This window comes from Veillonellaceae bacterium (assembly GCA_025992895.1).
Classification (GTDB): Bacteria; Bacillota; Negativicutes; order Veillonellales; family Dialisteraceae; genus Dialister.
In genome coordinates, this window is record DAJPGA010000001.1 from 995982 (window position 1) to 1010227 (window position 14246).

Below are 14246 nucleotides of genomic sequence, written 5' to 3' on the forward strand. Positions count from 1 at the left end.
AAGGCTGCGGTATTTTTATTGCGGAAGAGGCGCCGGATTTATTTCCTGCGGAAATCTTTTACACTTGAACAATCTCCCTTATTTCTCTAAAATAAAGAGAAAGGCTGTAATTGTATTGATAAAGGAGCCATTATGCTGCGTAAATATATAGTCCGTCTGGCTCTTTCTGCTGTGCTTGTCTTAGGGGGCGCGGCCGGAGCCAGGGCGGATGATCTTGTGATTGACGGGCTGGGAAAGATTCCTTTGGGAAATGCGGTTACCGTACAGAACGGTAATGGGACTGACATCCAGAATTTCCTGAAGAAGGGCGCTGAAAGAAAAGGATATGGCAAGACGTCCAATGCTGCCATGTGGACGCTCATGACAGTGCCTCCGGGAATGAATGTGTATCCGGAGAAGCCTCCGTACCCGTATGAAAGCATGGAGCTTTACCAGCTCCGGAAACGGGATGTCCGCGGTGTCTATACGGCAAGCGTCGTCGTCCTTTCAGGAACGCCTGAGGTATTTTTCCATGAAGGAAACCGGAGGGCTGAGAAATTCTGGAGTGATGCCTTCCGCGAAGATGCCAAGCGTCCTTCGACACTCTTTGGTATGCCGAAAATTCAGCTGAAGGAATTCCAAAATGTCGTCGATGAAGTGCTGAAGGACAAGAAGGGCGGGGCCAACAAAGTGAAGGTCCTGACGGTCAGCCCGTGGCGCGCTTACAAGCAGGAAGACGGGGAGTACCGCTGGGGACAGGATGCCAAGATCATCATGACGATGCCAAACGGCCTTTCCTTCCCGCTCTGGGTGGAAAGCTCTGTTTTCAAACAGGGGGATAAATATTACCTCATTATTATCAACGGAAGCCATGTAGCGGCTGATCAGCTCGGCGATCCGCTTCTCTATGGGTTCTACCGGATGGAAAGGAGCAGCCAATGAAATGGAAGACAGCGGCTCTGGCCGCGTTTTTGACAATCGCAGCTTCCACAGGCGCCATGGCGTACGACATGAATACGCTGGCGGAAAAGACGCTGCCAAAGAGCTTCAAGTACATGTCCATTCCGGGGGAGCAGACCATGGAATTCAACGGTGCTGAAGTTCCTTACAAGATGGGGCAGCTGCAGATCACGCTGAAAAGAAGCCAGAAGTTCTATTCCGGCTATATCATCCGCACGACGCTTCCTCCTGAAGTGGCTGATGCCATGCGTCCGTATTTCAGGCTGAATCCGACTGTGACGGAATGGAGGGGGCTTGCTCAGCTCAACCGCGCTCTCATGAACCCGTCCTCACAGCTCAGAAAGGGAATCAACAAGACACTTCTGAACCTTGCCGTCAATGCACTGGGGCAGGTCGCAAAGGAAGATGTCAAAATCGAGATTTCGGACATTGAACCGTTCCGCCGCCTGGATGCCGGCGAAGCGTACGTGTATACGGCAGGCGGCCGCATTGTTTATGATGCGCAGGGGCTTTTGATGCCGATGTATGCGCGTTCCTATTTCTTCCTTGGCGAAAACGGACTTGAAGTCATGATGCTTCTTGCCCCGGATGAAGGCAAGGACATCCTTGTCTATGCTATCGATGATCTGGCCAAGGCAGCCGCTAAGGAAGATCTTCTTGGCGCAGGCGGCTATGCGGATATCAGTGTCATCCTTGGCCGTCAGGAAATGGGACTTGAAAAGGATCCCGAAGCAGGGGAAAGTGAAGCTGACGAACAGAAGGAACAAGAGCGGATCACACAGAAAGCACAATAAGAAGGAGGCTGTGACAAAATGTGCAATCATTTCGTCACAGCCCCTTTTGCTTGTATATTTGATTAGAGTATTGTCCAACATAGATACAGATTTGTGTTAGCTGAAAACATTAAAACCTCGCTACGCTCGAAGGAGATGAACTATTAAGAACAGTACAACCGGACTACGTCCGTGGAAATGCAACTCATCCGCCCCGTACACTACCATATGAGACATTTGTGCTGCTCCCATTAGTTTCAACTGGTATACGGCGCACCTTCCCTTCCAGGGCAAGGTTAAAGGCCACCAGCTCCCCCTGCGGGGCGAGCTCTGACACCCTGAGCGATGATGCTTCGCCTTCTTAGAAACTGCACCTCTTCCGGCGCATGCGCGCCACTTTCTCCTACGGAGACAGCTCTGCGATGAGAAACAAAAGAACTCGGTTCTTATTTGTTTTAAACTTATATAACTTCGTTCGAGAAAAATAAAAAACATCGTTTTAGTGGATTTTGTCACGGCCTCTTTTTTGACCATTTTTGACTATTCCAATTTGGTAAAAATCAGGGCGTTTCCTATGCCTATTTTGTGGAGCAGGTTTTGTTTTTGTGGTAAGATAGGATTGTGATTTTCGGAATTGACGCATTGTCCGTCGCCGCAATATTTTGCGGATTTATTGGAAGGAGTGTTGAACTTTGTCTGCTATCAGACGTTTATATGTACGCAAGAAAGAAGGATTCCGCCAGGGTGAGGAAAGCCTGACTTCCCAGCTGAATGAAGTACTGGGAAACCGCCTTGCGGAAACCGCCGTGTACCACCGCTACGATGTGGACGGGCTGACTGAAGAGGATTATGAAAAGGCTGTCGCAACTGTCTTCTCTGAACCTCCGGTCGATTCCGTAGAGGAAGCGCTCCCGAAGGGAGACCTTGTCATCGGCGTAGAATTCCTGCCCGGACAGTATGACCAAAGAGCAGATTCCGCTGAGCAGTGCCTTGCCATCGTTACCGGCAAAGACGGCGCACGCGTACGCTGCGCGCTCGTTTATACATTCAATGGCGATTTCATTGAAGGCGACCGTGAAAAGATCGTGAAGTTCCTCGTGAACCCGGTCGAATCCAGGGAAGCAAGCCTTGAACCAGCCAAGACGCTCGATCTGCCGATTGAAGATCCGAAACCGGTTCCGACCGTTGAAGGGCTGACAGGCCTCGACGATAAAGGCCTTGACGAACTCATCGCATCCATGGGACTTGCCATGAGCCATGACGATCTCGTCATGATCCGTGACTACTTCCGTGATGAAGAAAAGAGAGACCCGACTGTCACTGAAATTCGCGTACTCGATACGTACTGGTCCGATCACTGCCGTCATACGACATTCTCCACAAGCCTGACAGATATCGGCGTGGAAGAAGGCAAATTCACGGCTCCGATCGAACGCGCTCTTGATGAATATAAAGAAACACGCATCACCATTTACGGCAAGGACACCAAGCGTCCTGTCACACTGATGGATATGGCAACGGCTGCCGTCAAAGCGCTCCGCAAGGAAGGCAAGCTGGAAAACCTCGACCAGTCCGAGGAAATCAATGCATGCACCATCAAAGTGAAAATTGAGACAGAAGCAGGAAGCGAAGACTGGCTGCTCCTCTTCAAGAATGAAACGCACAACCATCCGACCGAAATCGAACCATTCGGCGGCGCAGCTACCTGCCTTGGCGGCTGTATCCGCGATCCGCTTTCCGGCCGTTCCTATGTATACCAGGCGATGAGAGTCACCGGCGCAGGCGACCCGAGAGCTCCTCTTTCCGATACACTGCCGGGCAAGCTCCCGCAGAGAAAGATTACTCTGGAAGCTGCCAAGGGTTACAGCTCTTACGGCAACCAGATCGGCCTTGCTACCGGACAGGTCCAGGAATACTACCATCCTGGATTCATTGCCAAGAGAATGGAAATCGGCGCAGTCGTCGCAGCAGCTCCAGAAGACCATGTCATCCGTCTCCGTCCGGAACCGGGCGATGTCGTCATCCTTGTCGGCGGCCGTACGGGCCGTGACGGCATGGGCGGCGCTACCGGTTCTTCCAAGGAACTCAATACCGAATCCATCGAAACCTGCGGCGCAGAAGTACAGAAGGGCAATCCTCTGACTGAAAGAAAGATCCAGTGCCTCTTCAGACGCGGCGAAGTTACGCGCCTCATCAAACGCTGCAACGATTTCGGCGCAGGCGGCGTATCCGTCGCTGTAGGCGAACTGACTGACGGCCTTGATATCGATCTCGACAAGGTGCCGAAGAAGTATGAAGGCCTTGACGGAACTGAACTCGCCATTTCCGAATCCCAGGAAAGAATGGCTGTCGTCGTCAGACGCGAAGACGCTGAGCAGTTCATCAAGTTCGCAGCAGAAGAAAACCTCGAAGCTACCATCATTGCTGATGTCACCGATACGAAGAGACTTGTTATGAAGTGGAGAGGCGATACGATCGTCGACATTTCCAGAGCTTTCCTCGATACGAACGGCGCTCAGCAGATCAAAGAAGCATATATCAAGAAACCGGCAGACGAAGGTTTCTTCGGCGTGCCGCAGATCAAATCCATCAGGGAAACCTGGCTTGAAGGCATGAAGGACCTCAACAACTGCTCGCAGCAGGGCCTTTCTGAACGTTTTGACTCCACTGTCGGAGCTGCTACCGTCCTGATGCCGTTTGGCGGCAAGTACCAGAAGACACCGACCGACGGCATGGTTGCCAAGTTCCCGGTCAGAAAGGGTGAGACCGATGCAGCAAGCTTCATGGCGCACGGCTTCGATCCCGATCTTGCTACATGGAGCCCGTTCCATGGTGCTGTCTATGCAGTCCTCCTTTCCGTCGCACGCCTCGTATCCATGGGTGCTGACTGGAGACAGGCATACCTCACGCTGCAGGAATATTTCGAAAAACTGACGGACAAGAACAGCTGGGGCAAGCCGGCTGCCGCTCTCCTGGGTGCATTCCATGCCCAGATGGCTCTTGGTCTTGGCGCTATCGGCGGCAAGGATTCCATGAGCGGTACCTTCAATGACCTCCACGTTCCTCCGACACTCGTATCCTTCGCTATCGCTCCGGGCAAAGCTTCTGAAGCTGTCAGCCAGGAACTGAAGAAGGAAGGGGACACGCTGATTCTCTTCGGCCAGCCGAAGGACGCTGAAGGCATGCCTCTCCTCGACGTATTCAAGGCTCATGCTGATTTCCTCTATGAAGAAGTCAGGAAGGGCCATATCGCTGCCATGAAGGCTGTCGATCACGGCGGAGTCGCTGTGACGATTGCGAAGATGGCATTTGGCAACCGCCTTGGCGTGACCTTTGACAGCAAGCTGCCGCTTCCGAAGTATTTCGCAAACTTCTACGGCGCTATTGTTGTCGAAACGACACCGGAACTGGCTGCTGAATATGCAAAACAGCCGCATACGAAGATCCTCGGCACCGTCGGCGGAGATTCCATGAAACTTCTGGGCGAGGAAGTCACACTGGACGAGCTCCTCAAGGCTTACGAAGGCACACTGGACCCGATTTTCCCAAGACGCGCTGAAAACATCGAAAAGGCAGATCCTGTCATTGAAGAAACAAAGGAAATCCCGGATTTCTACGTACATACCAATGTGGCAAGGCCGAGAGTCTTCATCCCGACCATGCCTGGCAATAACTGCGAAGTCGACAGCGCAAGAGCTTTCGAAAGAGCAGGCGCTGTTTCCGATATCTTCATCTTCAGAAACAGAGATTCCGCGGAACTGAAAGCTTCTGTCGATGAAATGGCAGAACGCATCAGCCATGCACAGATCGTCATGTTCCCGGGCGGCTTCTCTGCCGGCGACGAACCGGACGGCAGCGGCAAGTTCATTGCTGCCGTATTCCGCAACGAAAAGCTCAAGGAAGCCATGGAGCAGCTCCTCCACACCCGTGACGGACTGGCTCTTGGCATCTGCAACGGCTTCCAGGCTCTGATCAAGCTGGGACTCGTTCCTTACGGCGAATTCAAGCCGCTGACGGATACAGCTCCGACGCTGACATTCAACACGATCGGACGCCATCTGTCCCGCTTCGTAACGACCAAAGTCGTTTCCACCAAATCCCCGTGGCTTTCTCTCTGCAAGCCTGGCGATCTCTACAGCATCGCTATCAGCCACGGCGAAGGCCGCTTCATCGCATCCGATGAACAGATCAAGGCTCTTGCTGCTAACGGCCAGATTGCTACCCAGTACACGGATCTTGAAGGAAATCCGACTTACGACAGCCGCTTCAATCCGAACGGTTCCTCCTGGGCCGTCGAAGGCATCACCAGCCCGGATGGAAGAGTCCTGGGCAAGATGGGCCATACAGAAAGAAGCGGAGCCAACATTGCCAAGAACATTTCCGGCAACAAAGCGCAGCCGCTCTTCGAATCCGGCGTGAAGTACTTCAAAGGCTGATTCTTACGTTAACCGCATAATAAAAATCCCGAGGGCATGTGCCTTCGGGATTTTTTTATTCGCAATATTTAGCCGGCTTTCATCGTGATGGAGAAGGTGATTTTTCCATCTTTGTACGATACGGAAAGGGGAGCCTGCAGCAGGGAGGATAGTTCTCCTGCAATGGAAAGGCCGATGCCGTAGCCTGCTTTTTCGCTGTTGTGGGACTCGTCGTTCCTGTAGAACCTTTCAAAGAAACGGGAGTAGTCGACGCCCTCGCCTTCCTTGTAATCGTTTGTGACAGAGACCGTGACATTCTTCTTCGTGCCCGATGCCGAGACGGAGATGGTGCCGCCCTTGTCGCAGTACTTGACGGCATTGTCGAGGAAGATATGGATGAGTTCATTCATGCACTTCCAGTCGCTCATGCCTTTCAAGCCTTCCGGGCAGGAGACGGTGAGTTTCTTGCCGCCGTCTTTTACAAGAAGGTCGAATTCACTGGCCGCCGCGGAAAGGAGTTTCTTCAAATCAAGCGGTTCTACCTTGAGCTGCAAACGGCTCATTTCACTCGCCTTGGAAAGAAGGATGAGGTGATTGATGAGGTTGGAGAGGTGGCGCACCTGTTTTAAGATGCCCTCTGTCCAGTCATTCTTGCCGTTCATCATTTCAATCGCTTCTGCATTGACGGAAATGATGGCAAGAGGGGTCTTCAGCTCATGGCTGGCATTCGTGATGAACCGTTTCTGGCTTTCCAGGTTATGCACGAAGGGCGCGATGGCCTTGTTGGAAAGGAACGCGAAGATAGCGACATAGAGAAGGATGCAGAAGAAGCCGAACCAGATGGAATAGCTGAGGAAGGTATGGAAATCGGCAAAGTCTCTTGTACAGTCCATGACGACGATGAGCTTGCTGCCGTCAGGATATTCCGTCTTCATGAAACCGTAACGCGCCTTGTTCTTCTGCATGAAGCCGGTCGCCGATGGAGACTGGAGCGCTGTCTTGGAAAAGGCGATGGCCTGGTCTTCCGAGAAGGCGACGATGTTCTTGACGTTGACGGAAGTCATCCTGTTCTCCGAATCAAGATGAATGGAGAAGTAACGCGTCTGGTAGGCAAATTCAGGGGTGTCTGCCGGGGAATTGGCACCTGGAATCGGGAGCCAGCCGGCAGAGGTGGTATCGTTTTCATGGATCCTTGAAGGAAGCGTGCCGCCGTTCTGCGTAATGGCTGTCATCGTATCGACGACGTGCGAGCGCATGGCCGCATAACCAAGCGTATTGATGAGACCGAGCGCCCCGATCACGATGATAAGGACAGCGACCGTTGCCAGAAGGATGAACTGACGGCGGAGCCGTTTGATGAGGTTCATGTTAATCCCTCCTTGGCATCAGAGTGAATGAACCGCCTTCCTCTCCATCGATCTGCAGATCCGACATGACAGCAAGGAGCTTGCCGCGAAGGTAGGAAATGTAAATCCATACGACGCTTTCATCGACATCTTCTTCCTTGCTCCAGATTTTGTCGAAAATGAATTTCGTATCCAGGCCTTTCAGCGGATTCAGCATGAGGAGCTTCATGAGCTTCGTTTCCTTGCCGGAAAGGCGGATGGAATTATGGCAGGACAGTTCCTGTTCTTCCGAATCAAGGGAAGTGGATCCCACGCTTAGTTTGGACGGCGACATGTCCTGTCCGCGGCGGGTGAGCGAGCGGATGCGGGCGAGGAGCTCGCCGACAGAAAATGGTTTTGTCAGATAGTCATCAGCGCCTGAATCAAGGCCGGAAATGCGGTCGTCGATTTCAGACTTTGCCGTGAGCAGGATGACAGGTGTCACGTCTCCCTTGCTGCGAAGAGTTTTCAGTGCAGTCAGGCCGTCCATCACGGGCATCATGATGTCCATGACCATGCAGTCATAATTATTTTTCATAGAAAGGTCCAGCGCTTCCTGCCCGTTCTCAGCAAGGTCGACTTCGTAGCCGCTGTGCTTCAGGATCGTGGTAAGAACGTTGGACATGTCTCTTTCATCTTCTGCAAGAAGAAGTCTCATACAATCACTCCTTTATGAAAAAAGGTGCGTCCCGGGCGCGGACGGCCCGCGGACGCACCGCTTAGTGTTCATCACGGATGAGGTTCCTGATCGTCTGCATGGAGAGGTCGCAGGAAGCAAGCTCGTCAGCGCAGCGTTTCAGCTCGCGGACAATCATTTCCGGATTCTTGATATCTTTCTTGTACTTCATCTGATGTTCCAGACTTGCCCAGGAATCCATGGCAATCGTGCGCAGCTGGATTTCTGCAAAGTACTGGCCCGGATTCTGCCCCAGGACGTCCTCAAAGGGCACATCCATGCGGAGAATCATGTGGAAGCTCCGATAACCGTTCGGCTTGGCGCTTTTGATGTAATCCTTGCCGACGATGACTTTGGCTCCGGGAATGGATTCGATGAATTTGATATTGTCGTAAATGTCATTCAAAAAGCAGCAGACGATGCGGATGCCGATTGCGTCATGGATATCATAGAGCGCAGACTTCGGCACGGGCGGAAGGCCCTTTCTCTGGCATTTCTCCCGCATGCTGTCTTCGGATTTGATACGGTAGATAAGGTGCTCGTAAGCAGGCTCACCTGTTTCTTTTTTCTTTGTTTCGTTGTAGTTTTCTATCTGGGATACGAGGTGCTTGAGGACGGCGGGAAGTACCTCTTTGTGTTTTCCATAAATTGATTCAGCCATGTATGCCTCCTGAAATAGTATATTCTTTATTATATCACGGAAAGAGGGTACGCGAGGGAAACGCACCATAATTTATAACTTGCCGGACTTTTAAAAAAGCCGGAAAAATCTAAGAAAAAATGAATGGGAATACGGTTTCTTTATACTATGCGGACTTTTCAAATTTGCGATAATATGGTAAAATTAATTGTATTTCTAGTATAAGCGTATATAAAGACAGGCAGTCCTGCGGATTTGTGCAGGAGCCGTTGTTTTTAGAAGTAGTACCCGAGGGGGAAAAGGAAAGAAATGAAAAGAGAAGATATTCGTAACATTGCCATTATCGCGCATGTCGACCATGGTAAAACGACTCTCGTAGATGCCATGCTGAAGCAGAGCCATATTTTCAGAGACAACCAGAAAGTGGCTGAACGTGTCATGGACTCAAATCCTCTGGAAAGAGAAAGAGGAATCACCATCCTCGCCAAGAACACATCTGTGATGCATGACGGTGTAAAAATCAATATCGTCGACACCCCAGGGCATGCCGATTTCGGCGGCGAAGTAGAACGTATCCTCAACATGGTTGACGGCGTTCTTCTTCTGGTAGACGCACACGAAGGCCCGATGCCGCAGACGAAGTACGTACTGCGCAAGGCCCTTGAACATAAACTGAAACCGATCGTTGTCATCAATAAGATTGACCGTCCGGATCAGCGTATCAGCGATGTAGAAGGCGAAATCCTTGAACTGTTCATGGAACTCGACGCTACTGACGAACAGCTTGATTTCCCGCTCGTTTATGCATCCGCAAGAAGCGGCATCGCAAAACTCCATATGAATGATGAAGGAAAGGATCTCACTCCTCTCTTCGATACCATCCTGAAGTACTGCCCGTGCCCGGAAGGCGATGCTGACGGCGGACTGCAGGTCATGGTCACCACCCTTGAAGCTGATGACTACCTCGGCAAAGTCGCTATCGGCCGTATTACCCGCGGTACAGCCAAGCAGGGAATGACCGTTGCCATCACTGACGGTGAAAAGATCCGCACCGACCACATCGGCGCTCTCTTCAACTGGCAGGGAATGAAACGTACACCGGTCACCGAAGCTAAGATGGGCGACATCATTGCTATGGCCGGCTTCAAAGACATCAACATCGGCGAAACCGTTGCTGACGCAGCTAATCCGGAAGCTCTTCCGGCTATCCATATCGACGAACCGACCCTGTCCATGGTATTCCATGTCAACAAGAGCCCATTCGCAGGCAGAGAAGGCGATTTCGTCACCTCCCGCCACATCCGTGCAAGACTCTACAAGGAAATCGAGACCAACGTGGCTCTCCGCGTAGAAGACACTGATACATCCGACGCATTCAAGGTATCCGGCCGCGGCGAACTCCACCTGTCCGTCCTGATCGAAACCATGCGCCGTGAAGGCTTTGAACTCGAAGTTTCCAAGCCGCAGGTTATTTACAAGGAAATCAACGGCAAGAAGTGCGAACCACTCGAACGTCTGACCATTGAAGTTCCGCAGGAATTCATGGGTGCCGTTATGGAAGGTCTTGGACCGAGAAGAGCTGAAATGATTTCCATGGAAGAAATCGCCGGCTACATGAGAATGGAATTCTCCATTCCGGCCCGCGGCCTCATCGGCTTCAGAAATGAACTGTTGACCACCACCAGAGGCACAGGCATCATGTACCACGTATTCCAGGGCTATGCTCCATACAAGGGCGATATTCCGGAAAGAACAAAGGGCTCCCTCGTCGCATTCGAATCCGGCACAACGACCGCTTACGGCCTGAACTCCGTTCTCGACAGAGGCGAACTCTTCCTTGAACCGGGCGTAGAAGTCTATGAAGGCATGATCGTCGGCGAAAATGCCCGCGACCAGGACATGGACGTCAACCCGTGCAAGAAGAAACATCTGACCAACACCCGTGCATCCGGCTCCGATGATGCCATCAAGCTGCCGCCATGCCGCAAGTTCACTCTGGAAGGCGCTCTCGAATGGATCAACGACGACGAACTCGTCGAAGTCACACCAAAGAGCATCCGTATGAGAAAGATGGTTCTTTCCCGCCAGGCTCGTTATAAGAACGCAAACGTTAAAAAAAGCCAGCAGTAATTGCTGAATGAAATATCCGCGCCATCAAGACGCGGATATTTTTATGTCATTGAGACTTCGGCAGGCCTTTGAACGATTGAAATTCGTTCCGAATATCTTTTCCATCTGTTCCAAGAGTGTCAATTTCATGTATAATAAGTTAGGATTTCATAAAGGCCGGACGGACGGCGGAAGGAGAGTGCCATGGAAGAGAAAATCACTGACTCTACAGCGGTGTATTTTCTGAAGCGCATGATCAATCGTTTCAATGACGATAATGTCACAGCGCTGGCGGCAGAAAGTACATACTACTTCATACTGGGACTGATTCCTTTCATGATCTTCTTCGTGAACGCCATGCTTTTCTTCGCGGCACCGCAGGTCGACCTTATTACAAAGGCAGTCCATTACTTCCCTCAGCAGGTCGCTGTCACGCTGCAGGCTAATATCAACCGTATCCTGCAGGCAAGAAGCTCCATCTGGCTGGTTGTCGGTCTTGCTACCGCCTTGTGGACAGCCTCCCAGGGGGTCACGACGCTGATCCGGTCCATGGACTGCGCCTTCTACGGAGACAGGGACAAGCAGTCTTATATCAAAGTCAAAATCAAGTCGCTCATCTTCACGATGTTCATCTCATTTGCAATGATCCTGTCTCTTGGTCTTATCGTTTTCGGAAACGCAGTCGTCTATGCGATTGCCTACTACTTCAATGTGGCGGATGTGTTCCTTGAAATGTGGACGATGGCCAAGTTCGGTATCCCGTTCGTGATCTTCACTTTCTCGCTGGCCGGTTTCTACCAGTTCGCGCCGGCAGGAAGGAGAAGCGAATGGAAACGCATCATTGCGGCATCCTTCATCGTGACAATCGTGCTCTTGGGACTGACAGCCGCTTACGGGTACTATATCCTTCATGTATCATCGATGGGCATCACGTACGGCTCCCTGATCGGCTTGATCGTTCTCTTCATCTGGTTCCACCTGACAGCCATGACAATCATCACAGGCGGTGAATTCATCATGGCATGGGATGAAACGGCAAGACGGCATGATCTGGACGAAATCATAAAAAGTGAATGAAAAATGGCAGTAAAAAAGATGTGATCGAAATCGGTCACATCTTTTTGTTTTCAGCATAGGAATCAGGGTTTCATGTTCAGGTTGATGAAGCTCTGCATTTCTTCAAAAGCATCAACGCTGTCCTGTATCTCAGGAACACAGAAGGGAAAGTCGTGGGACATATAGGGATAGACGGTGAGCGTCACTTTGACATCGTCAGAAGCGGCTTTCTCGGCAAGCTTCATGCCGTCATCCAGGAATACTTCATATCCGCCAGTCTGGATCAGCATGGGCGGAAGTCCCGTGAGGTCGCCGTAAAGAGGGGAGAGGTAAGGGTCATCCAGCTTGGCGCCTTTGGCGTAGGACGGATGATTGATTTCATAGAACATGTTTGGATTGATCTCTCCAAGGATCAGGTCCTTTTTCACGCTGCCCTGCCTTGATGGAGAAATCGTTTCCATCGCCGTCCACGGTGAGTCAAGGATAAGGAGCCCGGGCTGGGGAAGGTTTTCGTCTTTCAATTTGAGCGAAAGAGCCAGGGCAAGATTTCCTCCGGCAGAATCACCAAAGACGATGATGCTCTTGGGATCGCAGCCGCCTTTGAGGAGTGACTGGTACGCCGTGAAGGCATCATCCAGCGCGGCCGGATATGGATACTTCGGCGCAGTCCGGTAATCTACCATGTAGGTGTCCCTCGCATTGGAAAGGACAGACTGGCGCATGCCGATCCTCCTGTATTCGGAATGGAGGGGCGTGGTGTATCCGCCGCCATGAAGCTGGAGAACGGTCCTGTTCGGTGATCCCTTGGGATTTACCAGTTTTTCCATGTAGAAACTGCCCATATCAAACCTTGTGTATGTCCAGTCATCCGGTACTTCAAAGGGATGGCTGACAGGCTTTGCATCCTTGGCAGGATGGAAGCTTGCATACATTTCCTTGTAAATATAGGCCTGCTTGGAAGCATTGTCCATCTGAAGGCCGGATTCAGGCAGCGACCAGGCAGGTGCGGCAGAAGCGGAAAAGCTTCCTGTGAAAAGGGCAAAGCCCATAATACCGGCAGCGGCAAGACGTGAAAGTTTCCTGTTCATAAAATCCTCCTTGACCTGTTTTTATAATTTGTATATATCATACCCCAAAAAGAGGCGCCTGTGTCAAGGAATCGGAAAGAGGCAATGAAAAAAGATGTGACCGAAAGGGAAGGGTCACACCTTTTTATTTAGGTGATGGAAATCACGGTTTCATGTTCAGGTTGATGAAGTCACGAATTTCTGCAAAGGAATCGATGCTGTCCTGAAGTTCCGGCAGGCAGAGCGCAAAGTCATGCGACATGCCGGGATAGACAGTGAGCGTCACTTTGACATTGTCAGCGGCGGCTTTCTTCGCCAGCTTCATGCCGTCATCAAGGAAAAGCTCATAGCCACCTGCCTGGATCAGCATAGGCGGGAATCCCGTGAGGTCGCCGTAAACAGGCGAGAGGCGCGGGTCGGAGAGATTCATGCCTTTGGCATAGGTGGGGTGATTGATTTCGTGGAACATGCCCGGATTGATTTCACCAAGGACTAGATCTCTCTTCACGCTTTCCTGACGTGAGGGGGATTCTGTCTCCAGCGTCGTCCATGGCGAATCGAGGATGAGGAGCGCCGGCTGAGGAAGCTTTTCTTCCTTCAGTTTCGCGGAAAGGGCGAGCGCCAGATTGCCTCCGGCAGAGTCTCCGAAAACAATAATGTTTTCAGGCTTGTATCCCTTCTTCAGCATGAACTTATAGGCGGTCATGGCATCATCGAGAGCGGCCGGATATGTATGTCTTGGCGCGAGCCGGTAGTTCACCATGTACGTATCGCGCGCGTTCGAAAGGACAGCCTGACGGACGCCCTGATTCCGGTACCCGTTGTGAAGAGGGCCTATATAGCCGCCTCCATGAAGCTGAAGGACGGTGCGGTTTTCTGAGCCTTCCGGGTTTGTCAGTTCTTCAAGGACAAGTCCGTCCTGGGAATATCTTGTGTAAGTCCATCCGTCCGGGGCTTCGAAGAGAGCGGGTTTGGCAGAAGATGCTGCAGGGTGGAAGCGTCCGTACATTTCCTTGTAAATGTAGGCCTGCTTGGCAGTATTGTCCATCTGGACGCCCTCAGAGGGGAGCGTCCATGCCGGCGCAGCATAAGCGGGAAGACTGCTGCCCCAAAGGGTCATTCCGAGAAGACCTGCAGCAGCCAGGCGGAGAATTTTCTGATTCATGATAGTTTCCTTCTTTCTTCA

At 51.6% G+C, this 14246-nt stretch carries 10 protein-coding genes; 5 read left to right on the forward strand and 5 right to left on the reverse strand.

Annotated elements, in window-relative coordinates; translation table 11 throughout:
* Window positions 1-132 precede the first annotated feature (132 nt).
* From OIM03_04125 to OIM03_04135, 3 genes are all read left to right on the forward strand, one after another.
* Window positions 133-921, forward strand: coding sequence for a hypothetical protein (locus OIM03_04125; GenBank protein HJI73466.1), 789 nt, complete (start codon window positions 133-135; stop codon window positions 919-921).
* Window positions 918-1733 carry a hypothetical protein gene (locus OIM03_04130; GenBank protein HJI73467.1) on the forward strand — a complete coding sequence of 272 codons (816 nt, stop codon included), beginning with the start codon at window positions 918-920 and terminating at the stop codon, window positions 1731-1733. Before OIM03_04125 ends, OIM03_04130 begins: the two co-directional genes overlap by 4 nt.
* Window positions 1734-2404: 671 nt before the next feature.
* Window positions 2405-6148, forward strand: coding sequence for a phosphoribosylformylglycinamidine synthase (locus OIM03_04135; protein HJI73468.1), 3744 nt, complete (start codon window positions 2405-2407; stop codon window positions 6146-6148).
* A 68-nt stretch (window positions 6149-6216) separates the two neighbouring features.
* Here the strand turns inward: OIM03_04135 and OIM03_04140 are convergent, their stop codons facing one another.
* The 3 genes from OIM03_04140 to OIM03_04150 form a co-directional block, all read right to left on the reverse strand.
* The gene (locus OIM03_04140) at window positions 6217-7494 is read right to left on the reverse strand and encodes a HAMP domain-containing histidine kinase (GenBank protein ID HJI73469.1); all 1278 of its coding nucleotides are present in this window, start codon (window positions 7492-7494) and stop codon (window positions 6217-6219) included.
* 1 nt (window position 7495) lies between these two features.
* Window positions 7496-8170 carry a response regulator transcription factor gene (locus OIM03_04145; GenBank protein HJI73470.1) on the reverse strand — a complete coding sequence of 225 codons (675 nt, stop codon included), beginning with the start codon at window positions 8168-8170 and terminating at the stop codon, window positions 7496-7498.
* A 61-nt stretch (window positions 8171-8231) separates the two neighbouring features.
* A complete protein-coding gene (locus tag OIM03_04150) occupies window positions 8232-8849 on the reverse strand; it encodes a GTP pyrophosphokinase family protein (GenBank protein ID HJI73471.1) in 618 nt (205 codons plus the stop codon).
* 288 nt (window positions 8850-9137) lie between these two features.
* Between OIM03_04150 and typA the strand changes: the two genes are divergently transcribed.
* Together typA and OIM03_04160 are read left to right on the forward strand one after the other, a co-directional pair.
* Window positions 9138-10958, forward strand: coding sequence for a translational GTPase TypA (gene typA / locus OIM03_04155; protein HJI73472.1), 1821 nt, complete (start codon window positions 9138-9140; stop codon window positions 10956-10958).
* A 183-nt stretch (window positions 10959-11141) separates the two neighbouring features.
* Entirely contained in the window at window positions 11142-12014 is an 873-nt protein-coding gene (locus OIM03_04160) for a YihY/virulence factor BrkB family protein (protein HJI73473.1), read from the forward strand.
* A 62-nt stretch (window positions 12015-12076) separates the two neighbouring features.
* On the opposite strand, the gene OIM03_04165 is transcribed toward OIM03_04160, so the two are convergent.
* Both OIM03_04165 and OIM03_04170 read right to left on the reverse strand, forming a co-directional pair.
* Window positions 12077-13081, reverse strand: coding sequence for an alpha/beta hydrolase (locus OIM03_04165; protein ID HJI73474.1), 1005 nt, complete (start codon window positions 13079-13081; stop codon window positions 12077-12079).
* A 142-nt stretch (window positions 13082-13223) separates the two neighbouring features.
* Window positions 13224-14225: an alpha/beta hydrolase gene (locus OIM03_04170; protein HJI73475.1), complete on the reverse strand. Its 1002-nt coding sequence runs from the start codon at window positions 14223-14225 to the stop codon at window positions 13224-13226.
* Between the last annotated feature and the right edge of the window lie 21 nt (window positions 14226-14246).

Coding starts and splice junctions, on each gene's coding strand:
- OIM03_04125 (HJI73466.1), top strand. CDS start 133: ATGCTGCGTAAATATATAGTCCGTCTGGCTCTTTCTGCTGTGCTTGTC.
- OIM03_04130 (HJI73467.1), top strand. CDS start 918: ATGAAATGGAAGACAGCGGCTCTGGCCGCGTTTTTGACAATCGCAGCT.
- OIM03_04140 (HJI73469.1), bottom strand. CDS start 7,494: ATGAACCTCATCAAACGGCTCCGCCGTCAGTTCATCCTTCTGGCAACG.
- OIM03_04145 (HJI73470.1), bottom strand. CDS start 8,170: ATGAGACTTCTTCTTGCAGAAGATGAAAGAGACATGTCCAACGTTCTT.
- OIM03_04150 (HJI73471.1), bottom strand. CDS start 8,849: ATGGCTGAATCAATTTATGGAAAACACAAAGAGGTACTTCCCGCCGTC.
- typA (HJI73472.1), top strand. CDS start 9,138: ATGAAAAGAGAAGATATTCGTAACATTGCCATTATCGCGCATGTCGAC.
- OIM03_04160 (HJI73473.1), top strand. CDS start 11,142: ATGGAAGAGAAAATCACTGACTCTACAGCGGTGTATTTTCTGAAGCGC.
- OIM03_04165 (HJI73474.1), bottom strand. CDS start 13,081: ATGAACAGGAAACTTTCACGTCTTGCCGCTGCCGGTATTATGGGCTTT.
- OIM03_04170 (HJI73475.1), bottom strand. CDS start 14,225: ATGAATCAGAAAATTCTCCGCCTGGCTGCTGCAGGTCTTCTCGGAATG.